Raw genomic sequence first — 21,323 nt, forward strand, 5'->3', positions numbered from 1 at the left:
TGTTGACTGTCTACTGACAATCTTCAATCCAAAAGGAATTGCTTCATGACCCGGTCAGCAAGCCGACCAGGCACGAGGTCAATCAATAAATTGGCATTGACGATGTGCACGCTGTTGAGTTCTCAAGGACCAGACGCACTCCCCGCTCGACCCACGAAAGGTTCCGCCAGAGAGGCATTCGTCTTGTTCCACCGTCAGACACGTCGAATCACTTCGACTGCTGCAGGGGGAAGTTGCCTGAGCGGGACCCCGTCCGGACTGCGCATCCAGGGCTTGCACCCTGTGACCGTCTCGGCCGTTCCGTTCTCCGCCTCAGCGGCAACGAGTGATTACTTTACACACGCCCCGGGGGCCCTGCCAACCGTCGTCCCTTCCGGGCGTGTCGCAGTTGGGTGAACGGCACGTGTCCCCCGGGTTTCCGGGGATCGACGGGGGTGGGCGCGACCCCGGGAACGACGGAAGGCACGGTGCGAACCCGCACCGTGCCTCCCGACTGAACGAACAGGACCGACCTACTCGGCCGCTGCCAACTGCCCGCACGCCCCGTCGATCTCCTTGCCGCGGGTGTCGCGCAGGGTCGTCGGGATGCCGGCGGCGTTGAGTCGGCGGACGAACTCGTCCTGCACGTGCACCTCGGACGAGGTCCACACCGAGCCCGGCGTCGGGTTGAGCGGGATCGGGTTGACGTGCACCCACCCCTTGCCGCGCTTGTTGAGCTTCTCGGCGAGCAGGTCGGCTCTCCAGGCGTGGTCGTTCATGTCCTTGATGAGCGCGTACTCGATCGAGACACGACGGCCCGTCTTGACGTAGTAGTTGTGCGCGGCGTCGATCGCCTCGTCGGCCTTCCAGCGCGAGTTCACCGGGATGAGCTCGTCGCGGAGCTCGTCGTCGGGAGCGTGCAGGGACAACGCGAAGGTGAGCGGGATCCCTTCGTCCGCGAGCTTGATCATCGCCGGCACGAGTCCGACGGTCGACACCGTGATGCCGCGGGCACTCATGCCGAGACCGTTCGGCTGCGGCGCGACCATCAACCGCACGGCGTCCATCACCCGCTTGTAGTTCGCGAGCGGCTCCCCCATGCCCATGAACACGATGTTCGTCACGCGCTCGGCGTCGACGCGGTCGTTGCCGCCCTTGCGGGGATCACCCCCGAGCTCACCAGCGGCGATCGCGGCGTTGGCCCGGACGATCTGCTCGATGATCTCGGCGGTGGACATGTTGCGGGTCAGCCCCGCCTGGCCGGTGGCGCAGAACGGGCAGTTCATGCCGCAACCGGCCTGGGACGAGACGCACAGGGTGATGCGGCCCGGGTAGCGCATGAGGACCGACTCGACCAGGGCGCCGTCGTGCAGCTTCCAGAGGAACTTGATCGTGTCGCCGTTGTCCGTCGCCAGCCGCCGGGTCTCGGTGAGGAGCGGCGGCAGCATCCCGGCGACGAGCTGCTCCCGCTGGGCGGCGGGCAGGTCGGTCATCTTGGCCGGGTCGGACGTGTAGTGCTGGAAGTAGTGGGTCGCGAGCTGCTTGGCGCGGAACCCGGGCAGGCCGAGTTCCTTCACGCGGGCCTCGCGTTCCTCGGCCGTCAGGTCGGCCAGGTGCACGGGCGGCTTGCCACGCTTCGGGGACGCGAACTGCAGCAGCGGGCGACCGTCGGTGTCGGTGGCCTGCTTCCAGCCCTCGGTGCGCGGGCGCACCTGCGGACGAGCAGACTGCTGCTGTTCGAACGGGGTGCGGGTGTCGGAAGCCATCACTCCAGGATACGGGAGGCCCGTGATCGGTGGGGACGCCCCGTCCGGGTGGTCCTGGTGGTCACCACCAGGACCGCGCCACGGCTGGTCGGGTCAGCTGCCGGCGGGCAGGACGCGCGCGAAGTGGTGCGCCGCCGAGTACATCGGGACGATGTCGACGACCTCGCCCGGGTGCGGTGCCTGCAGGACGAGTCCCTGGCCGAGGTACAGGCCGACGTGGTCCTCGTCGTCGTACACGACGAGGTCGCCAGGCAGCGCCTCGGACTCGGGGATCGTGGTGGCGACGGCGTCCTGCGTCGGCACGTAGTGCACGAGCTGGATCCCCACCGCCTGGTACGCGACCATCGTGAGCCCGGAGCAGTCGATGCCCTCGTGGCTCGCGCCACCCTCGACGTACGGGTCCCCCATGTACTGCAGGGCGGTCTGCACGATCGTGGCCCGGTCGCCGCCGGCCGAGAGTGCGGCGGACAACGCGGACTGTGCCTGCGCGGTCGTCACCCCGAAGCGGAGGTCGAGCGTCGGGTACGACACGATCGTCGTCGTGGTGGTCATGCCGTCGGTGGAGACCACGGGGACCTGGACGTCGTGCGCCACCGTGAAGGTCTGGGCGGCCTGCGCCGTGGTCGTGCCCGAGCGGGTGTCCGCGGGCAGGGTGTCGGCGTTCGCGGGCAGGGCGAGCGTCAGGCTCGAGGTCACCGCGATCGCGGGGGCGAGCAGGATCGCGGCACGCTTCGCGTTCGCGGAACGGCGGATGTGCCGCGGGTCGACGGCGCGCTCCGCACGCAGGGTGGCGGTCCGGCTCAGCACCGCACTGCCGGCCGACGACGCGACGGGGGCGGGACGCGGCTGCATCCGCACGGTCCGGGCTGGCTTCGGGTGCTCGACGAATGTGGAGCGGGCGGCCGCGGGGCCGAGGGCCGAGCGGCGACCACGGGGACGGGACTGCTGCGTGTCCGGCGTCAGCGGCGCGGGGTCGACCGCGGGGTGCGTGTGCGTTCGCGCGGGCTGACGGTCGTCGGCTGCTGCAGGCAGGGTGTGGCGTCCCATGGGTCCTTCCGGGTCGGGACCACTCGGCGGTCCGGAAAGTAACGTATTGGTCACGACGGTGCTCGCAGCTGGGCAGCGCCGGAGTGTTCCTGCAGCTGGTCACAGGAACGCGCACCGCTCGCAGGCCACTCCGACGACGCGCACGGGCGTTCCGGAGCCGGCCCGCGGCGGTGGACCCGGGCTCAGACCGTCGGGACCCGCATGACGGCGGCGATCCGGACCTCCCGGTCGGCCGCGAGGCGGTCGAGGCGAGCCGCCAGCGCGACGACGGACGCGTCCACCTGGCTGTCCCCCGAGATGTCCCCCGGGATCGGGACCCCGGCGCGGACCGCGAGTGGCAGGACGCCCGCCCAGACGGAGTGGTCCTCGCCGTCGGCCGGGTCCTCGCCCACACCGTGGGCGCGGACCTTGACGCTCGCGCGGTCGAGGGGCAGCTGGAGGACCTGGGTGGCGCGGACCTCCTTCGCGGTCATCTCGCGCACCTCGGCTCGGCGGCCCGGCATGAGGTGGTCGGCCACCTGCCAGAGCGCTTCGGCGCGGAGGTCGGTCGGCACCACGGTCGCGCGCCCGGCGATCATCGCGCTGCGGTAGTTCGCCGAGCTGTCGTTGGTCGAGCGTGCGAAGACGAGGCCGTCCAGGTGGGTGACCGTGGCGGCGACCGGGACACCCTCGGCCCCGGCGTCGAGGAACAGACCGCCGCCGGTCGAGCCGTGCAGCAGCAGGACGGGGCCGTCGCCGAGGTCGCCGACGGCGCAGAGGAACGGCAGGACGACGGGGTGGCCGCCGCGGACGATGCCGACGTGGGCGAGGTGGGCCTCGGCGAGGATCGCGCGCAGGACGGCGGGGTCGTCGGACTGGCGGTCGCGCAGGCGGCGGACGCGGAGCGAGGGGTCGTCGGCTGTCGGTTCTGGTTCGGGACTCGAGGTGGGCACGTCGTCACGCTAGGGTCACCAGTGGTCCGGTGCCTGGACCAGATCGGGGCGATCACGGTGGACCAGTCGAGCAAGGTGTCCGAGGTGGTGGCACGGGTGCGCGGGATGGTGCACGACGGCACCCTGCGCGAGGGCGATCCGCTGCCCTCGACGCGGGCGCTGGCGGCGGAGCTCGGGGTGGCCCGGGGCACCGTCGTCGCGGCGTACGAGCAGCTCGACGGCGAGGGGTACCTGCGGACGCGGCACGGTGCCCTCGCGCGGGTCGCGGCGAGTGTGACGGTGGACGCCGCTCCGGCTCCGGCTCCGGCTTCGGTCGGCGCCCGCGCCCCCGATCCGGACGGTCCGGCCCCGACGTCCTCGCTCATCGACTGCCGTCCGGGCATCCCCGCCGTCACCGCCATCCCGCAGCGGGACTGGCGGGCCGCCTGGCACGCAGCGGCGTCGGCACCGCTCCGGAACGCGATCGCAGAGCCCCTCGGCTCCCCCGACCTGCGCGCACAGGTCGTCGCCCAGCTCGGCCTGACCCGCGGGTTCACGACGTCGGTCGACCGGGTGCTCGTGACCGCGGGGACCTCGGAGGCGCTGTCGCTCGTCACCGAGGCGCTGCGGGGGCTGCTGGGCCGCGCACCCGTCATCGCCGTCGAGGACCCCGGCTACCGCACCGGACACCGTGCGGTCACGAGCGCGGGCGGGTCCCTGGTGGGCGTCCCGGTCGGCGACGACGGCCTCGACCTCGACGCGCTCGAGGCCGCCGGACCGATCGACGGCGTGCTGGTCAGCCCGACCCACCAGTACCCGCTCGGATCGGTGATGCCCGTCGCCCGGCGCCGGCGGCTCCTCACCTGGGCAGCCGCCACCGGCACCGTGGTGGTCGAGGACGACTACGACTCCGAGTTCCGGCACCGCGGCGCGCCCGTGCCCGCACTGGCCGCACTCGACGCCGAGGGTGTGGTGCTGCACGTCGGCGGCTTCTCGAAGACACTCGACCCCCGGCTGCGGTGCGCCTACCTCGTGCTGCCGACGACTGCAGCGGCGGGTTCTCCGGTGGCGGACGCGGTGCTCGGTGCGCGTCGGGCACGTGGCGCGGTCGTCGCCGAACCGGTGCAGGCCGCGCTCGTGCACCTGCTGCGGACGGGCGCGCTGCGGCGGCACCTGGGTCGGGTGCGCCGCGACTACACACACCGCCGGGCGCGGATCGGGGCTCGGCTCGGCGGCGTCGCCGGCCTGGAGGCCCGTGCCCTGAACGGCGGACTGCACGCGGTGGTCACGTGGTCAGGTCCGACCACCGGGGCGCAGATCGCGCGCCGGCTGGCGGACGCCGGAGTGCTCGTGGCGTCGCTCGAGGAGTACGGGCTCGCACCCGGCAGCCCGCCGCCGGGCATCGTCTTCGGCTACGGCGCCGTGACGATGCCGGAGCTCGACCGGGCGCTCGACGCCCTGGTGACGGCGGTCACGGGAACCTGATCAGGGTCGTCAGCCGCCGTACTGGGCGGTACTCACGACGTTCGACCCGGCCCGCTGACACGCGGTGTTCAGGGTCCGGCCGACGAGTTCCCACTCGGGGGTCATCTCGAGCGCCGGCCCGGACTCCGGTGCGGGGTGCGCGTCGAGGTACTCGTGGGCGTAGTCGATCGCGTCGTCGAGCTCCTCGTCGCTGCTCGACAGGTGCTCGTAGCCGAAGCGTTCCGCGGCGATCAGTGCCTGGTACTGCGCCTCGGAGAGGTCGCCCTGGCTGCGGCCGACCGTCGCGTTCAGCGAGATCGTCGTCAGCGCACTGATCTGGCCGCAGATCGCCGCGGCACTCCGGTCCTCTTCCATGGGGTCCGTCGCGCCGCTCGCGGGCTGGGCGTCCGAGGTCTCCGAGGTCGGTTTCGCGCTCGGCGTCGGCCGCGCCGCTGCGTCGGCATCGGCCGAGCAACCGGCGAGCGAGCCGGACACGAGGACCGCGCTCACGACGACGAGGGGCAGTGCGGACCGGAAGGAGACCATGGACGTCATCGTGGCAGCGCCGTCGTGCCGTTCGCGTCGTCGTGTCCCGATCGAGACCTGGTCGAGACCGGATCGTGAGCTTGCGTCAGCGGGAGTCGGCGGTGCCGTTCTTCCGGGCGTTCACGAGGTCGGCGAGCGAAGGTTCTCCGGCGTCGCCGGGCAGCGCGTGTCCGCGGCGGGCGGCCTTGCGGACCTGTCGGTAGGTGGTGACGTGCAGGGGGTCCACACCGTCGGCGGACTCGTAGTTCGACGGGGCGGTGGTGGTGGGTGATTCGGTCATCGAGACGGACGGTACGCGTGCCGGGAGCCGCGGAACCACGTGCTGCGTTCCGCGGCCAAACCGGGCCCGAACGGGTGGACTAGCCCTGGCGCGATGCCGGATTGTTCGCATAGAATGCAAACATGTTGATCACCGTCGACCCGCAGGCGCGAGCGACCCTGGCAGAGCAGGTCGCGACCCAGATCCGCCATGCGATCGCCCGGGGCGAGCTCCGGAACGGCGAGCGGCTGCCCGCTGCGCGGGACCTCGCCGCCTCGGTCGACGTCAACATGCACACCGTCCTGCGCGCCTACGCGCTGCTGCAGGACGACGGACTGATCGAGTTGCGGCGCGGCCGCGGTGCGACGGTCCTGCGATCGGGCAACGCCTCGTTCGACCGGTTGCGCACGCTCGTCGACGAGCTGCGTGACCAGGCGGACACCCTGGGCGTCTCGCTCGACGACCTGTTCACGATGATCAAGGGGGCACGATGACGACTCGACCGATGACCACGGGCACACGGCTGGCCGTGACGGCGCCAGGGCTCCTGGTCGCGGTGGGACTGGTGCTCACCGCGGTCCTCGCAGCGTCCACCATGCCCGCGCGGATCGCGATCCACTTCCGGACGGACGGCACCGCGGACGGCTGGGGATCACCGTGGACGGCCTTCTGGGTCACCCTGGCGGTGGCACTGGTGGCCGTCGTACTCGCGTTCTCCGCGCTGCGCTGGCGCGACAGGCGGACGGCAGCCACGGTGCTGCTCGTCGCGAACCTGCTGGCCGGGACCCTCGGCACGGCCTGGGTCGTGCTGGCGTGGACGAACACGGCCGGCGACGGCACCCTGTCCCCCTGGTGGACGGTCCCGTTCCTGCTCGTCGCCGTGGCGGTGGCCGCCGTCCCCGTGCTCGCACTGTTCCGCGTGGCGGCCCCCGTGCCGGCCCATGACGTCGCTCCCCTGGCGGTCGGGCCCGACACCCGCGTCGCCTGGCGCGCACGCGTCGGCAGCCGGTGGTTCGCGGTGCTCGGGGCGCTCGTCGTGCTGCTCGGCGTCGGCACCGCCGTCTGGACGGCGTCGGCCGGGGTGACGACGGCGGTCGTCTCCGGACTGGCGATGGTGCTCGCGGGGCTCGCGGTGCTGGTGCTGGCGCGGGTGGAGCTCACCGTCGACCGTCGGGGCCTGCGGCTCACGTCCACCTGGACGAGGATCCCCCTCATGCGCGTCCCGCTGGACCACATCGAGTCGTGCGGCTGGGAGCAGGTGTCCCCGGGTCAGTGGGGCGGCTGGGGCTACCGCATCTCGGGCCGCGGTGTCGCCTACGTCGTGCGGTCCGGGCCGGGGCTGGTCGCGCGGCTCCGCGGCGGGCAGGCGCGGATGGTGACCGTGCCCGACGCTGCGGGCGGTGCCGCGGCCCTGGGCGCGCTGCTCGCCGGGCGCGAGACGGCCTGACGGGGCCGCACCGGGCCTCCAGGGTGGTGGGTCCGGTGCGGTGTCAGCGGGACGTGCGGTCGGAAGCGACAGACCACGTGCCCGCGCCGCCGACTGTGCCGTCAGGGCGACAGTGTGCCGCGGACGTTCGGCGGCAGACTGTCGCTTCCGCAGGAGGGCCGGCACGGGGAACGCCCCGCCGGAAGGGGGTCGGCGGGGCGTTCCGGTCCGGGCGCGCTGACGGGTCGGCGCGGTGGTCGGTGGCGGTCCGGCTCAGCGCCGGACTGCGTCGATCTTGAGCATCTTCGCGATGACCGAGTCGAGTTCGCTGTCGTCGAAGACCTGCTTCCAGTCCTCCTTGATGAGCTTCTCGCGGCCGTAGCCCATCGCGATGTGGCAGGCGTCGGAGAACGGGTTCGAGCCGCGCAGGCCGTTCGTCAGCGCGATCCAGGTGTGGCCGTAGAGCATGGCGCGGGCGGCCTCGCGGGGCACGCCGACACCGGTGACCGTTTCTTCGAGGGCGTCGTTGAGGAAGTCGCCGATCATGCAGGCGATGGTCTCGACCAGGGTCGGCTCGAGCACGGCGAGCTGCTTCACCGTGACCCAGTGCACCTGGATGACCGGGGCGTACATGGTGGTGATGACGGCCTCGGCGACGGCCTTGGCGCGGTCGCCCTCGTCGCCGAGCGACTCCGAGGCGTCGAAGGCCGCGATGACCTCCTGCGGGGCGGCGATGCCACCGAAGGTGTCGTCCCACTCGGCCTTGGTGGTGCGCTCGAGGAACACCGACGGGTGGCACGGGTGTGCCACGGCGTAGTGGATGTCCTCGCGCTTGGCGAGGAGACCGGCGTAGGCGGCGGCCGGGTCGAGCGTCAGGATCGACGCGCCGGGCTTCATGACGGGGACGAGCTGCTCTGAGATGGTGCCGAGGAGGACGTCCGGGACGGCGAGGATGACGACGTCGGCGGCCTTCGCGGCGTCGAGGCTGTCGGTGATCTCGCGGCCGAGGGCCTGGATGCGCTCCTGGCCGGCGGGCGAGGCCTCGCTGTACAGGATCGTGTACTCGCTCTTCGCGAAGTTGTTCGAGACGCGGGTGCCCATCTTGCCGCCGGCACCGATCACGGCGACGGTGACGTCGGCCGTGCCGGATCCGGCAGCGACGGTGTGGGTGGTGGTGACGGTGTCGGTCATGATTCCTTGCTCCTGATGTACTCGATGGTGTGTTCGGTCCACGCCGCTTCGATGCGGGTGGTGGTCTGTGCGGGGGTCTCCCCCGGCAGGGGTTCGGCGCCGGCGTGCTCGTCCTGCCACGGCAGCCAGAACTCGACGACGCGGTTGATCCCCCGGGTGTCGGGCTCGATCGCAGCGCGGACCGAGGTGTAGTCGAGGATCCCGCTGCCCGTGCGGACGCCGGTGTACTGGAACCCGACCCAGCCCGGTGAGCGGGTGAAGGCGGAGTCCTTGACGTGCCAGTTGACGACGTACGGGGCGGTCATCGCGACGACGTCGGCCGGGTGTTCGAGTCGGGCGACGGTGTTCGCCGGGTCGAGGCAGATGCCGAGGTAATCGGAGTCGATCGCCCGGACGACGGCGACGAGGTCGGCGGTGGCGACGACCTCGTACGTCTCCAGTGCGAGGGTCACGCCCGCCCGCTCGTAGGCGGGGAGCGCCTGCCGCAGGCGTCGTTCGGTCTCGGCCGCGTCGGGCTGGTCGGCACCGCTCGTCCACATGCTCCGCACGAGGGTCGCGCCGAGCTGCTGCGCGACGTGCAGGTACCGGGCGAGGTGCTCCGGCCGGGTGCCGCGGGTGCCGACCTCGAGCGTGAGACCGAGGTCGGCGGCCAGGGACCGGATCGAGGCCAGGCGCTCGTCGGTCGCGGTGTCGAGCGGCAGGTGGTCGCAGATCTGGAACAGGTCGACGCCGTCGTGCGACGCGGCGTCGCGCAGGGCGTCGTCGAGGGACATCGGCGACGGGACGCGGTCGGACATGCGCCAGAAGTAGGCGTAGGTGGAGAGGCCGAGCAGGGAGGTCATGCCGGTGCTCCGTCCTGCGTCGCAGCCAGCGCCTCGGCTTCGTCGAGGATCGTGCGGATCGCCTCCGGGTCGTGGGCGAAGCGGCCGAAGAACAGGCCCCCGATGCGTCCGGCACCGCGGGTCAGCAGGCCCGGACCGGCACTGCCGCCGTAGATCGCGACGGAGCCGGCGAGCTCCGGCCGGGTCGCCAGGTGCTGCTCGATGCCGGCGAGGACCGCGACAATGTGCTCGTCGGGCGCGGGCTGCGGGGCGCCGATCGCCCACACCGGCTCGTACGCGGCGATGAGCGGTCCGGCGAGGCCGTCGGCGGTCGCGGTGGCGGTGAAGCGGTCGAGCTGCGTGGTGACCTCGGCGATCGCGGCCGCGGGGTCGCCGTCGGCGGCGCGCTCGGTCTCGCCGATGCAGATCAGGGGCCGCAGGTGGTTGCGGAAGGCGGCGTGTACCTTGCCGGCGATCTCGTCGTCCGTCTCGTGGAAGAGTTCGCGTCGCTCGGCGTGTGCGATCTCGACGAGGTCGACCCCGATCTCACGGAGTTCGGCGCCGGAGACCTCGCCGGTGAAGGCGCCGCTGTCCGCCCACGCCAGGTCCTGCGCGCCGAGCGTCACGGGGGCGTCCCCGATCACCGCACGCACCGGGACGAGCGACGGGAACGTCGGCACCACGAAGAGCTCGACCGCGCCGGACCGCACCGCCGGGTGGCTCCGGGCGATGTCGGCCACGGCGGCCGCCCACGCGAGCGTCCGGGCGTGGCTGAAGTACATCTTGAGCGACACCCCGATCGTCACCGGGGCGGCCGCCGTGGTCGCGGGCATCAGGCGTCGGTCCCGACCGGGGCGGAGCCGTCGTAGGCGCAGATCGCGTTGACCTTCTCGGCGCTCGCGCTCGTCTGGTCGAAGGTGTAGCCGAGCCACTCCTTCGCCATCCGGCGCGCGACCTCGACCCCGACGACTCGCTGGCCCATGCAGAGCACCTGGGCGTCGTTCGACAGGATCGAGCGCTCGACCGAGAACGAGTCGTGCGCGGTCACGGCGCGGATGCCGGGGACCTTGTTCGCCGCGATCGCGACGCCGAGGCCGGTGCCGCAGATCAGGATCGCGCGGTCGGCCTCGCCGTTCGCTACGAGACGGGCGGCGTCGACGGCGACGTGCGGGTAGGCGGTGTGGCCGTCGGCGTCCACGCCCACGTCGACGACGGAGGCCACGCGGGGGTCCTTCGCCAGGTCGGCCTTGATGACCTCCTTGTAGTCGAAGCCGGCGTCGTCCGAACCGACGACGATGCGGAACTGCTGCTCACTCATGCGGGTGTGCCTTTCGTGGTGGGGGTCAGGCGGGGACGGCGATGGTCGCCAGGACCGCGGCGGTGATGAGCGCGAAGGAGATCGCGCCGGCGTCCGGGGTGCCGACGGCGTCCTCGCCGTGGGTGCGGGCGCGGCCCATCCGGGGCAACAGGTCGGCCGTGGCGTCCGCCGCGGTCTGTGCTGCGACCGAGGCGGCCGACCAGGCGTCGACGAGTTCGTCGCCGGCATCGACCCGGGCGGCGAAGACCTGGTCGAACGGCACGAGCGCGTCGACCATCGTCTTGTCGCCGGGGACGGCCCCGAATGCCAGGACGGCTTCGGTGGCGGCGTGCACCGCGCTCTGGACGGTGGCGGGTGTCGGACGGGACTCGTCCCCGAGGACGCGACCCAGGGCCTCCAGGGCGGCACCCCAGATCGCACCGGACGTCCCACCGGCCTTGTCGGACCAGGCGTCTCCGGCGATCGCGAGGACCGAACCGGCGCCGGCGCCACGGGCGGCGGCGTCCTGTGCCGCACGGTCGGCGGCGGTGGAACCGCGCTGCATGCCCATGCCGTGGTCGCCGTCCCCGGCGACGGCGTCGATGCGGCCGAGCTCGTCGGCGTGGTCGTCGATGGTGGCGCGGATCGCTGAGATCGCGCTCGCGACGCGGACTGCTGCGGCCTGGGACTCCTCGGTGCCGGGCGTCGCGGGCACGACGATGCCGGCTTCGAGCACCTCGGCCGGCACCGGCTGCTGCGGGACGGCGCCGCCCTTGCGGTACGCGGGGGCGTCGGCGGGGGCGGCCCAGAGCTGCTCGAGTTCGTCGTCGAGCCAGAACAGGGTGAGCGAGACGCCCGCCATGTCGAAGCTCGTGACGAGTTCGCCGACCTCGGGCTCCACGACGACGATGCCGGCGTCGGTGAGCTTCCGCTGGACGGCGCCGAAGACGACGAAGAGTTCCTCGTACTTGACGGAGCCGAGGCCGTTGAGGATCGGGACGACGCGGGGGGTGGCGGGTGCTGTTGCGGTGTCTGGTGCGGTGCCGTGCGTCGTGGTGCCGGTGCCGTCGGGTCGCTCGGTGAGGAGCTTGTCGACGAGCAGGTCGGCCAGGCCGTCCGCGGTGGGGACGTCGGCCTCGGCGATGCCGCGTTCGCCGTGGATGCCCATGCCGATCGCCATGCGCCCCTCGGGGACGGTGAAGAGCGGCTCGTCGGCACCCGGCAGGGAGCAGCCCGAGAACGCGACCCCGAAGCTGCGGGTGCGGTCGTTGGCCCGGGTCGCGATCGCGGTGACCGCGTCGAGGTCGTCGCCGCGCTCCGCGGCCGCGCCGGCCACCTTGAACACGCAGAGGTCCCCCGCGATGCCGCGGCGCTTGTGTGCCTGGTCGGCGGGCGCGGACGCGACGTCGTCGGTCACGCGGACCGTTCGGACGTCGATGCCCTGCGCCTCGAGAACCCGTGCGGCCGCGTCGAAGTTCAGGACGTCGCCGGCGTAGTTGCCGTAGCTCAGCAGCACGCCGCCGCCGTGCTCGGACGCCTTCGCGACCGCGGTGACCTGCTGGGCGCTCGGGCTGGCGAACAGGTTGCCCATCGCGGCACCGGCCGCCAGGCCGTGCCCGACGAGGCCACCGAAGGCCGGGTAGTGGCCGGAGCCACCGCCGACGACCAGCGCGACGGTGCCCTCGGGGCTGGTGGTGGAGCGGGCGACCCCGCCGTGCACCTTGCGCACCCTCGCGTGGTTGGCGGCGACGAAGCCGTCGACCATCTCGTCGGCGAAGTCCGCCGGGTCGTTGAACAGGCGGGTCATGCGCCGGCCTCCTTCGCGATGGCGGTCGGTCCGTCCGTGGCGGCGACCGCGGTGTCGGCTCCGGACGCCGCGGCAGCTGCTTCGTTGCGCTTCGTGTTCCGGCCGAGCACGAACATCAGCACGCTCGACAGCACCATGAAGAAGCCGACGATGAACATCGGGACCTGGTAGCCGCCGGTCCACTCGCTGACGGCACCCGTGATGTACGGGGCAGCGAACCCACCGAGGTTGCCGACGGTGTTGATGAGGGCGACCCCCGCGGCTGCGGCGGCACCGGTCAGGAACTGCGTCGGGACCGTCCAGAAGTTCGGCAGGGCCGCGAAGATCGCACACGCGGTGATCGCGATGACCGCGACGGTGGCGGCCGGGCTGTTCATGTAGAGCGCGACCGGGATGCTCAGGCCACCGACCAGGGCCGGGACGGCGATGTGCCAGACCCGGACGCCACGGCGGAAGGCGTCACGCGACCAGAAGTACAGGACGACCGCGGCCGGCACGTACGGGATGGCCGTGATGAGGCCCTTCTGGAACAGGTCGAACGTGGTGCCGAACTGCTCCTGGAAGCCGTCGATGATCGTCGGCAGGAAGAAGCTGAGCGCGTAGAGGCCGTAGATGAAGCCGAAGTACACCGCGGCGAGCATCCAGACGCGGCCGGAGCCGAAGGCCGCACGCAGGCCGCCCTTGCCGTGGCCGCCGCCCTTCGCGGCACTCTCGGCAGCGAGCGTCGTCTCCAGCCAGACCTTCTCGTCCTCGTCGAGCCACTTCGCCTGCGACGGCTTGTCCTTGAGGACGAAGAGGCACAGGACGCCGACGATGATCGCCGGGATCGAGACGCAGAGGAACATGAAGCGCCATCCGGCCAGGCCGCCGAGGATCCCCTCGTGGGTCATCAGCCAGCCGGCGAGCGGGGAACCGATGACGCTCGTGAGCGGCTGCGCCAGGTAGAAGAGCGCGAGCATCTTGCCGCGGTGCCGGGCCGGGACCCAGGTCGACAGGAACAGGATCGCGCCGGGGAAGAAGCCGGCCTCGGCGATGCCGAGCAGGAAGCGCAGGCCGACGAGCTGCGGGTAGTTCTGCACCCACGTGAAGAGCAGGGACACGATGCCCCACGTGATCATGATGCGGGCGAGCCAGATCCGGGCGCCGAACTTGTGCAGCGCCAGGTTGGAGGGCACCTCGAGCACGAGGTAACCGATGAAGAACACACCGGACGCGAAGCCGAACTGGGCGGCGGTCAGGCCGAGGTCGGCCTCCATGCCGTTGGGGGCGGCGAAGGAGATCGCGGTGCGGTCGAGGAAGTTGATGAAGAACATCAGTGCCACGAACGGCACGATGCGGATCGCGATCTTGCGGATGGCCGTCTTCTCGACGACCGAGGTGGGGATGCCTCGCGTGGCGGGGATGTCCACGATGACTCCTGCTCGGTGGGGGGTGGTACGACTCCCGTCCTGGCGGCTGCGCCGGGATGGCCCGTGCTGCTGGGCCGGGGTGTTCCGGTCGGCTGCGCCGGGATGGTCCGTGCTGCTGCGCGGATCGGGAGCGGGCGCATCGGTGCGCCTGATCCAGTGTGCGTCGCGGTCGGGCAACTTGTCAACCGGTTGACCATTCCGCGCGTTCCGCGCTGCTTCTTGGGCAATGTCGGTCGCCTCAGCGCCGCTCCCCACGCAACCGGTTGACCGACCGGTACGCTCACTCCATGCCCGCGTTCAGCCCGGACGATCCCCTCAACATCCGACTCGAGCTCGAGTCCGTGCCCGTCGGGTCCCCCGCCTCGGTGGTCGCCCGACAGCTCGTCTCGCTGCTCACCGCCGGCGAGCTGGCCCCCGGCTCTCGACTGCCCTCGGAGCGGATCCTGTCCGAGCGGCTCGGTGTCGGACGCTCGGCCGTCCGTGAGGCCCTCGCCGCCCTCGAGATCCTGGGCATCGTGCAGATCCGCCCCGGCTCGGGCACCTACCTGCGCGGAGGCACCTCGGACCTGCTCCCGACGACCCTGTCGTGGGGGCTCATGCTCGCGTCGAACCGCACCCGCGAGCTGCTCGAGATCCGGTCCTCCCTGGAGCGCACGGCCGCGATCCTCGCCGCGCAGCGCGCCACCGACGAGCAGATCACCGAACTCGGCGAGTACCTGGTCCGGCAGGAGGCGACGCTCGACGACCCGCAGGCCTTCATCGACGCCGACGTCCGGTTCCACGTCCTGCTGGCGCGGGCGTCGGGCAACGACGTGCTCGCCGACCTGCTGCAGAGCCTGCGCTCGATGCTGAGCGTCTGGGTCGCGCGGCGCGTGCAGACCCGGCAGGCGACCGAGGCCGCGTTCCACGAGCACCGTGCCGTCTTCGAGGCGTTGCGCGCCCGCGACGTGCCCGCCGTGCAGCGCGCGATGGACGCGCACATGGCCACGGCGAGCGCGCGCATCGAGCACGCCGAGCCGCTGCCCGCCGACGAGTAGCGGGGTGCGTGGGGGCGCTCGCGCTCGCGCTCGTGCGCGCTTCGTGAGCAGGAATGGTCGGGTCCGTCGAGCCGACCCGACATCTTGTGCTCACGATCAGGGCGGACGGGAGGCCCGGGTCGCGCCCGCCTCGCACGGTGCGGTGTTGCCGGGTCGGCAACACCGCTTGGGTCCGGTCCGGCAGGTGCGCTGGAGTACGAGTATGCACACCCACCACGACGCCACCGCCGCACCGTCCGCTCGGGAGTGGTGGGAGGCCCGCTACGCCGAGCGCGACGGCATCTGGTCGGGCCGGGTGAACGCCGTGCTCGCCTCGGTGACCTGGGGGCTGCCGGTGGGGCGGGCGCTCGACCTCGGCTGCGGCGAGGGCGGCGACGTGGTGTGGCTCGCCGAGCAGGGGTGGGACGTGACGGGCATCGACCTGTCCGTGACGGCGCTCCAGCGTGGTTCGCGGGCTGCCGTCGCCGCCGGGGTGCAGGACCGGACGGCGTTCGTCGCCGCGGACCTCGCCCGGTGGGACACCGCCGCGCGGTTCGACCTGGTGACAGCCTCGTTCCTGCAGTCGTGGCCGGTGGAGATCCCCCGAGCCGACATCCTGCGTCGGGCCGCCGGCTTCGTCGCCGCCGGTGGGCACCTCCTCGTCACCGCGCACGCGGCTCCCCCGCACGACGACCTGCCGCCCGAGCTGCGGGAGTACCGGTTCCCCGCGCCGGCCGACGACCTCGCCGCCCTGCAGCTCGACGACCGGTGGGACGTCCTGGTCGCCGAGGTCCGGCCACGCACTGCGACGACGCCGGAGGGTGATCCGCACGAGGTGCTCGACAGCGTCGTGCTCGCCAGGCTGACGCGCGGGTAGCGTCGGGGGCGTGAGCACCGACGACGGCATCCGCGCACTCGTCGTGGACGGTGTCGAGGTCGCCGTCGAACGCAGCGGCACCGACACGATCGCCACGTCGTCCCCTCGGCCGTACCTGCACCCGGTCCGGACCCTCGGTGGCACCGTCGTCAGCGCGCACCACCCCGGGGACCACGACTGGCACTGCGGCGTCGGCGTCGCCATCCCCGACGTCGACGGCGTGAACTGCTGGGGCGGCCCGACCTACTCGCAGGGAGCCGGCTACGTCTGGCGTGACGACCACGGCTCGGTCGAGGTCGTGCACGCCGAGCAGCACGACACGATGTCCTCCGAGGAGCTCGTCTGGCGCGGCCCGGACCACACGGTGATCCTGCGCGAGGACCGCACCCTCGGCTGGCGCGCGGTCACCAGCGGGTGGGAGCTGTCCTGGTCGTCGTCGTTCCGCACCCCCGGTGACGTCCCCGTGCACCTCGGCGGCCCCGGCAGCAACGGCCGGACCGGAGCGGGCTACGGCGGCTTCTTCTGGCGGTTCCCCGAGTGCACGGGGGTCGTCGTCCGGACCGCCGACGCCGAGGGCGAGACCGCCGTGCACGGCTCGGTCGCACCCTGGATCACCTGGTCGGCGGTGTTCGACGGCGGTCCGGCGACGATCCGGATCGAGGCCGTCGACCACCACGACCCCTGGTTCGTCCGCGCCGAGGAGTACCCGGCGATCGGCTCGGCACTGGCGTGGGACTCCCCCACCGTCGTGCAGCCCGGCGCTCCGCTGGTCCGCTCCTTCCGCGCGACGATCACCGACGGCGGTACGCTCGCCGGATGAGCACCGGGGACTGGGAAGCACGCGTCGCGGCGCTGTGGGACGACGAGACGATCGACGAGCAGCATCGGATCGAGCGGATGCGCGACCTCGCTGCCGACGCTCCGCATCCCGCACTCGGCGCGTTCGAGCTCGGCGGCGCCTTCGACTCGGGCGGCCACGAGGCCGAGGCCGACGTGCAGTACGCCGCCGCGACCGCAGCCGGTCTGGACACCGTCGACCCGGACCGCGCCGCCAGGATGGTCGTCCAGCACGCCTCGACGCTGCGGAACCTCGGCCGGATCGACGCTGCCATCGCGATGCTCCGCGACGCCCCCGAGCACCCCGCCACCGGCACGGCACCGCGGGTGTTCCTCGCGCTCGCACTGCACAGCGCCGGACGCTCCGCCGAGGCCCTGCGCGTCGCGATCGAGGCCGTCGAGCCGACGCTCCCCCGGTACCACCGGTCCGTCCGGGCCTACGCGGCGGCCCTCACCGAGGACTGACGCGCGTCAAGCGTTCCGGCGCTGGAGCGCGTCCGCGGCCTTGCCGAGCAGCCAGTTCACGGCCCACCCCAGCACGCCGATCACGGGCAGCGCGAGGATGACCACCGTCCACAGCACCTTGACCACCTGCGTCCGGCGACGGTCGCGCCAGACCTGCACCAGCGCCACGGCCTCGAGCGCCAGCAGCACGAGGAGCACCACGGCGTGTGCTCCCGACACGTTCGTCAACACGAGCGGTCCTCTCCGCGGCGACGGTCGTCGCCCGCATCGATGACAGTAGGGCCTGCCCGGACTCGTCCGCGTCATCCGTCCGACTGACCGCGCGGGTCGGTCTGGCGATCGCGCTGGCAGGTCAGGCGATCGCGACCTCACCCAGCGCGAGCAGTTCACGGGCCCGACCGGCGTCGGCAGCCGGTGGCCGACCGTGCAGGGCGCGGTAGTCGCGCGAGAAGTGCGAGGCGCTCCGGTACCCGACCGCGACCGCAGCCTGGGCGGCGGTGTCACCGAGCACGATCATCCGCCGCCGGGCTTCCCCGAGCCGCAGCCGCCGCAGGTACTGCACCGGGCTCATCCCGGTGACCTGCCGGAAGCGCGCGAACAGTGTCGACTCGCTCGTCCGGACCGCCGCGGCCAGGCCGGCCACCGACCAGGGGTCCGCCAACCGGTCGGTGAGCAGGGCCGTGGCGGCCGCGACCACGTCGCCGTCCCGGTTGCCGATCGCGGCCAGGATGCGCGGGGCCTGGTCGGTCTGCAGCAGCCGGAGCACGACCTCGCGGGTGACGAGCGGGGCGAGGACCGTCATGTCCTCCGGAGCATCGAGCAGTCCGACGAGCCGGGCGAACGCGTCCGCCAGGGCTGGGGTCCAGCTGCCGAGTCGTGCCGGCGGCGCCTCGTCCTGGTGGGGGCGGGACATCGCCGTCGCGACCTCGGCGACCACCGCAGGGTCGAGCTGCCAGACGACCGCGACGAACCCCGCGGGTGGTTCGACCTCGACCACCCCGGCGATCACGGGCAGGTCGACGGGCGTGATGATGAAGCGCTCGCGGCCCCAGAGTTGGTCGTCGTCCCCAACGATGGACCGCTTCTGCCCCGCGAGCACCACCGACACCGACGGCGTGTAGCGCTGATACCCGAGGTCGGTCGGCGCGTCGACCCGGGCCAGGCGGAGGCCGAGTCGTCCGGCGCGCTCCGTGTCGTCGAGGTGGGCGAGGACGCTCTGCAGCGCACGGTCCAGCCGGTCCGAGGTGACGTCGTCCATGTGCCCATTCTGTCGAGGCGTCCGACGCGAGTGGCGCCCGTGCGGGATCCGGCAAGCACTCCGGAGTCCTGGGCAATCACCGCCGGGTCCGTCGGACCGAGCATCGGAGCATGCAGAACAACGAAGCACTCCTCGACTCCCTGAACACTGACGACCGACTGGCTGGCCGCACCGCCATGGTGACCGGTGCCTCGAGCGGCATCGGCGAAGCCGTCGCCCGTGTCCTCGCCGCTTCCGGCGCCACCGTCGCGGTGGCCGGCCGCGACCCGGAGCGCACGCAGGCGGTGGTGGACGCGATCACCGCGTCCGGAGGCACCGCCGTGGCCGTGATCGGCGACCTGAACACCGAGCCCGACGCGGTCCGTGACCTCGCCGCCCGCGCCACTGAGGCCCTCGGTGGCCGGGTCGACGTCCTCGTCAACAACGCCGGCGTCTACCCGGTCGGCCCCACCGCGCTGCTCGCCGACGAGGATGCCGAAGCCCTCTGGGCCACGAACGTCCGTGCGCCCCACGTGCTGGTCGGAGCGCTGGCGCCCGCGATGGTCGAGCACGGCTCGGGCGTCATCGTGAACATCGGCTCGTGGATGTCCCGCGTCGGCGTCCCGTTCACGGCGCTCTACCCGGCGACGAAGGCCGCCGTCGAGCAGCTGACCCGCGCCTGGGCCGCCGAGTTCGGACCGCACGGCGTCCGGGTGTCGACCGTGTCGCCCGGTGCCACCGCGACGCCGGGTAACGCGGACTCGCACGACGTCCTCGCGCAGATGACGGCGGGCACCCCGGCCGGCGCACCCGTCCGACCGGTCGACGTCGCGTTCGCCGTGCGCTGGCTGGCCTCCGACGAGGCGGCCTTCGTGCACGGCGCCACCATCGACGTGGACGGCGGCCTCGCCGCGACCCGCCTCGGCTGAGCGCGCCCCGCACGAGCGGGCGGAACACCCGGGTCGGCCGCGAAGGCACCCCGGCATTCCGCCCGCTCGGCAGCGCCAGCCGCCCCGCGCGAACCCCCACCGCCACGAACGGGCGAAATGCCCCGGTCCTCTCGCGGAGGCACCCCGGCATTCCGCCCGCTCGGCAGGCCCAGCCGACGCGAACGAACCCCCACCACCACGAACGGGCGGAACACCCGGGTCGGCACACGGACGCACCCGGGCATTTCGCCCGCTCGGCGGGAGTCGGTGAGCCGGGCATCGGATCCACGAGTGGTCACGACACACCGCTGCAGGTGGCCGTGCGGCCACGGACCGTCGCGCGGGAGCGCGGCAGCCGACGGATCGTGACCGCTCGGCGGACGGCGTGGGCGCGGCGGTCGGCGCGACCACCGCACGGTCGGGAGGCGCGGTGCGGGCCGGCACCGGGCCTCCCGTCAGGCGGTGTGGTCGCCGACCACCCGCGGGACCGGCAGCGAGTCGCTGGTCGTGCGGAGGGACTCCTGGCGGATCTCGAGCTGCGAGACGGCGAGCGCCGCCAGGTCGCGGAGGTTGGCGAGGTCGTCCTCGGTGGCCTGCCGCGGGCGGGTGTCGAGCACGGCGAGCGTGCCGATCGGCGCGCCGTCGTGCTTGACGAGCGGGACGCTGACGTAGAAGCGGATGCCGAGCGGGCCGGTGACCAGCGGGCTGTTCCGCATCTCGGGGTGTGCGGAGCCGTCCGGGATCACGACGGGGACGGGGACCGGCGCGAAGCCGTTGCGGAAGCTGATGCTGCGGGCTGCCTCGTCGACGCCCTCGGCGATGTACGACTGGGACCACTCGCGGTCCTCGTCGAGGACCTCGACCAGGGCGATCGGTGCGTCGAAGAGCCGGGCGGCCATCGCCGTGGTGCGCTGCAGCGACTCGTCGGGCAGGGTGTCGAGGGTCGCCGGGCGGTCCGTCTCGGGGCGCGTCGGTACCGGGGCCGTCTGGTCGGTCGGCTCGACCACGTGGTCGGCCGTGGCGGTCTCGGCGATCACGACGTCGCGAAGCATCGTGACCAGCTCGGCGCCGAGTGGGCGGGCCGCGGGGTCCTGCGCGGTCATGGCGCGGAGCAGGTGCTTCCAGTGCTCGGGCAGGGGCTCGGGGACCACGGGGTCGCGCGACAGCCGGGCGACGGCGGACTCGACGAGCGAGCCCGGGAACTCCCGGCGGCGGGTGAAGCACTGCAGCAGCACGAGGCCGAGCGAGTAGACGTCGCTCGGCGGGCCGACCTCGCCGCCGCGCGCCTGCTCGGGGCTGAGGTACGCGGCGGTTCCGGTGGTCACACCGTCGGCGGTCAGGCGTTCGACGCCGGCGGCGAGCGCGATGCCGAAGTCCGTCAGGCGCGCGCGGGCCCGGTCGGAACCGTTGCCGTAGTCGACGAGCAGGATGTTCGACGGCTTGATGTCGCGGTGCACGACGCCGTGGGCGTGGATGTAGTCGAGTGCCTCGGCCATGTCGTAGCCGATCTCGGCGATGTGCCGCGAGGCGAGCGGGCCCACGGCCAGGCGCTCCTCGAGGTCCTGCCCGACGACGAGCGACATGACGATGTAGCGCTGCTGCGTGCCGTCCTGCCCGGTGACGACTCCGGCGTCGAGCAGGCTGACGAGGTTGTGGTGCTCGAGCGACGCCAGCACGCCGAGTTCGGCCTCTTGGCGGGCGATGTCGACGATGCCCGCGTGGAAGAGCTTGATCGCGACCGGGCGGTGCAGGCTCTCGTCCACACCCCGGTAGACGACGGACATGCCGCCCTGACCGATCGCCTGCTCCAGGCGGTACCGACCGTCGAGCAGCGGCGCGCTCGCGTCGTGTTCCTGCGTCGGGATCATCCAACCCTCGTTCTCGGCTCCGGCACCAACGATGAATCTTCGCATCCCGACGGGTATCTCGGTGACGGGCGACGTTTCGCGGCTGAACGCCGTCGACCCTGTCCGAACGGCGCGAGCACCGGCGGGGTCTGCGCGGAGGCTGATCCGGACCCGCGTAGGCCGGGAACCGAA

The 21,323-nt window shown here is 72.6% G+C and carries 22 protein-coding genes; 8 read left to right on the forward strand and 14 right to left on the reverse strand.

Annotated elements, in window-relative coordinates; genetic code table 11:
• Positions 1-512: 512 nt before the first annotated feature.
• The 3 genes from rlmN to DEJ21_RS17530 form a co-directional block, all read right to left on the reverse strand.
• Positions 513-1,745, reverse strand: coding sequence for a 23S rRNA (adenine(2503)-C(2))-methyltransferase RlmN (rlmN, locus tag DEJ21_RS17520; protein WP_017885785.1), 1,233 nt, complete (start codon positions 1,743-1,745; stop codon positions 513-515).
• A gap of 93 nt (positions 1,746-1,838) precedes the next feature.
• Positions 1,839-2,792: a C40 family peptidase gene (locus tag DEJ21_RS17525; protein WP_110865562.1), complete on the reverse strand. Its 954-nt coding sequence runs from the start codon at positions 2,790-2,792 to the stop codon at positions 1,839-1,841.
• A gap of 182 nt (positions 2,793-2,974) precedes the next feature.
• Positions 2,975-3,724, reverse strand: a complete 750-nt coding sequence (locus tag DEJ21_RS17530) for a pyridoxamine 5'-phosphate oxidase family protein (RefSeq protein ID WP_111225466.1) — start codon at positions 3,722-3,724, stop codon at positions 2,975-2,977.
• Positions 3,725-3,745: 21 nt separating this feature from the next.
• Here DEJ21_RS17530 and DEJ21_RS17535 point away from each other — a divergent pair, with 21 nt between their 5' ends.
• Entirely contained in the window at positions 3,746-5,188 is a 1,443-nt protein-coding gene (locus DEJ21_RS17535; protein WP_111225467.1) for a PLP-dependent aminotransferase family protein, read from the forward strand.
• A 9-nt stretch (positions 5,189-5,197) separates the two neighbouring features.
• Here the strand turns inward: DEJ21_RS17535 and DEJ21_RS17540 are convergent, their stop codons facing one another.
• Positions 5,198-5,713 carry a hypothetical protein gene (locus tag DEJ21_RS17540; RefSeq protein ID WP_111225468.1) on the reverse strand — a complete coding sequence of 172 codons (516 nt, stop codon included), beginning with the start codon at positions 5,711-5,713 and terminating at the stop codon, positions 5,198-5,200.
• Positions 5,714-5,798: 85 nt separating this feature from the next.
• Positions 5,799-5,993, reverse strand: a complete 195-nt coding sequence (locus tag DEJ21_RS17545) for a hypothetical protein (protein WP_071406076.1) — start codon at positions 5,991-5,993, stop codon at positions 5,799-5,801.
• Between the two features lie 122 nt (positions 5,994-6,115).
• Between DEJ21_RS17545 and DEJ21_RS17550 the strand changes: the two genes are divergently transcribed.
• A complete protein-coding gene (locus DEJ21_RS17550; RefSeq protein WP_111024843.1) occupies positions 6,116-6,466 on the forward strand; it encodes a GntR family transcriptional regulator in 351 nt (116 codons plus the stop codon).
• Positions 6,463-7,419, forward strand: a complete 957-nt coding sequence (locus DEJ21_RS17555; protein WP_258375135.1) for a DUF1648 domain-containing protein — start codon at positions 6,463-6,465, stop codon at positions 7,417-7,419. Before DEJ21_RS17550 ends, DEJ21_RS17555 begins: the two co-directional genes overlap by 4 nt.
• A gap of 252 nt (positions 7,420-7,671) precedes the next feature.
• On the opposite strand, the gene DEJ21_RS17560 is transcribed toward DEJ21_RS17555, so the two are convergent.
• The 6 genes from DEJ21_RS17560 to DEJ21_RS17585 are packed head-to-tail and all read right to left on the reverse strand — an operon-like array spanning position 7,672 to position 13,923.
• Positions 7,672-8,589 carry a phosphogluconate dehydrogenase C-terminal domain-containing protein gene (locus tag DEJ21_RS17560; protein ID WP_111225470.1) on the reverse strand — a complete coding sequence of 306 codons (918 nt, stop codon included), beginning with the start codon at positions 8,587-8,589 and terminating at the stop codon, positions 7,672-7,674.
• The gene (locus DEJ21_RS17565) at positions 8,586-9,431 is read right to left on the reverse strand and encodes a sugar phosphate isomerase/epimerase (RefSeq protein ID WP_111225471.1); all 846 of its coding nucleotides are present in this window, start codon (positions 9,429-9,431) and stop codon (positions 8,586-8,588) included. The genes DEJ21_RS17560 and DEJ21_RS17565 overlap by 4 nt, the downstream gene beginning before the upstream one ends.
• On the reverse strand, positions 9,428-10,243 hold the full coding sequence (locus DEJ21_RS17570; RefSeq protein ID WP_111225472.1) for a triose-phosphate isomerase family protein: 816 nt from the start codon (positions 10,241-10,243) through the stop codon (positions 9,428-9,430). Before DEJ21_RS17570 ends, DEJ21_RS17565 begins: the two co-directional genes overlap by 4 nt.
• A complete protein-coding gene (locus tag DEJ21_RS17575) occupies positions 10,243-10,728 on the reverse strand; it encodes a ribose-5-phosphate isomerase (protein ID WP_071406070.1) in 486 nt (161 codons plus the stop codon). The genes DEJ21_RS17570 and DEJ21_RS17575 overlap by 1 nt, the downstream gene beginning before the upstream one ends.
• A gap of 25 nt (positions 10,729-10,753) precedes the next feature.
• Positions 10,754-12,514 carry a dihydroxyacetone kinase family protein gene (locus DEJ21_RS17580; RefSeq protein WP_111225473.1) on the reverse strand — a complete coding sequence of 587 codons (1,761 nt, stop codon included), beginning with the start codon at positions 12,512-12,514 and terminating at the stop codon, positions 10,754-10,756.
• The gene (locus DEJ21_RS17585) at positions 12,511-13,923 is read right to left on the reverse strand and encodes an MFS transporter (protein ID WP_111225474.1); all 1,413 of its coding nucleotides are present in this window, start codon (positions 13,921-13,923) and stop codon (positions 12,511-12,513) included. Before DEJ21_RS17585 ends, DEJ21_RS17580 begins: the two co-directional genes overlap by 4 nt.
• 287 nt (positions 13,924-14,210) lie before the next feature.
• Between DEJ21_RS17585 and DEJ21_RS17590 the strand changes: the two genes are divergently transcribed.
• The 4 genes from DEJ21_RS17590 (at position 14,211) to DEJ21_RS17605 (ending at position 17,118) form a co-directional block, all read left to right on the forward strand.
• Positions 14,211-14,960, forward strand: a complete 750-nt coding sequence (locus tag DEJ21_RS17590; protein ID WP_111093734.1) for a FadR/GntR family transcriptional regulator — start codon at positions 14,211-14,213, stop codon at positions 14,958-14,960.
• Positions 14,961-15,162: 202 nt separating this feature from the next.
• Positions 15,163-15,816: a bifunctional 2-polyprenyl-6-hydroxyphenol methylase/3-demethylubiquinol 3-O-methyltransferase UbiG gene (locus DEJ21_RS17595; protein ID WP_111225475.1), complete on the forward strand. Its 654-nt coding sequence runs from the start codon at positions 15,163-15,165 to the stop codon at positions 15,814-15,816.
• A 10-nt stretch (positions 15,817-15,826) separates the two neighbouring features.
• Entirely contained in the window at positions 15,827-16,636 is an 810-nt protein-coding gene (locus DEJ21_RS17600; RefSeq protein ID WP_111225476.1) for a PmoA family protein, read from the forward strand.
• Positions 16,633-17,118: a tetratricopeptide repeat protein gene (locus DEJ21_RS17605; RefSeq protein WP_111225477.1), complete on the forward strand. Its 486-nt coding sequence runs from the start codon at positions 16,633-16,635 to the stop codon at positions 17,116-17,118. Before DEJ21_RS17600 ends, DEJ21_RS17605 begins: the two co-directional genes overlap by 4 nt.
• 6 nt (positions 17,119-17,124) lie before the next feature.
• On the opposite strand, the gene DEJ21_RS17610 is transcribed toward DEJ21_RS17605, so the two are convergent.
• Positions 17,125-17,337, reverse strand: coding sequence for a PLDc N-terminal domain-containing protein (locus tag DEJ21_RS17610; RefSeq protein WP_239001530.1), 213 nt, complete (start codon positions 17,335-17,337; stop codon positions 17,125-17,127).
• Between the two features lie 133 nt (positions 17,338-17,470).
• Positions 17,471-18,376, reverse strand: coding sequence for an AraC family transcriptional regulator (locus DEJ21_RS17615; protein WP_111225478.1), 906 nt, complete (start codon positions 18,374-18,376; stop codon positions 17,471-17,473).
• 110 nt (positions 18,377-18,486) lie between these two features.
• On the opposite strand from DEJ21_RS17615, the gene DEJ21_RS17620 reads away from it, so the two are divergent.
• The gene (locus DEJ21_RS17620; protein WP_111225479.1) at positions 18,487-19,284 is read left to right on the forward strand and encodes an SDR family NAD(P)-dependent oxidoreductase; all 798 of its coding nucleotides are present in this window, start codon (positions 18,487-18,489) and stop codon (positions 19,282-19,284) included.
• A gap of 455 nt (positions 19,285-19,739) precedes the next feature.
• Here DEJ21_RS17620 and DEJ21_RS17625 read toward each other — a convergent pair whose 3' ends face one another.
• Positions 19,740-21,152 (reverse strand): GAF domain-containing serine/threonine-protein kinase, encoded by a 1,413-nt coding sequence (locus tag DEJ21_RS17625; protein WP_111225480.1) that lies wholly within the window; start codon positions 21,150-21,152, stop codon positions 19,740-19,742.
• Positions 21,153-21,323 lie beyond the last annotated feature (171 nt).

The organism is Curtobacterium sp. MCSS17_006, from assembly GCF_003234215.1.
GTDB lineage: Bacteria > Actinomycetota > Actinomycetes > Actinomycetales > Microbacteriaceae > Curtobacterium > Curtobacterium flaccumfaciens.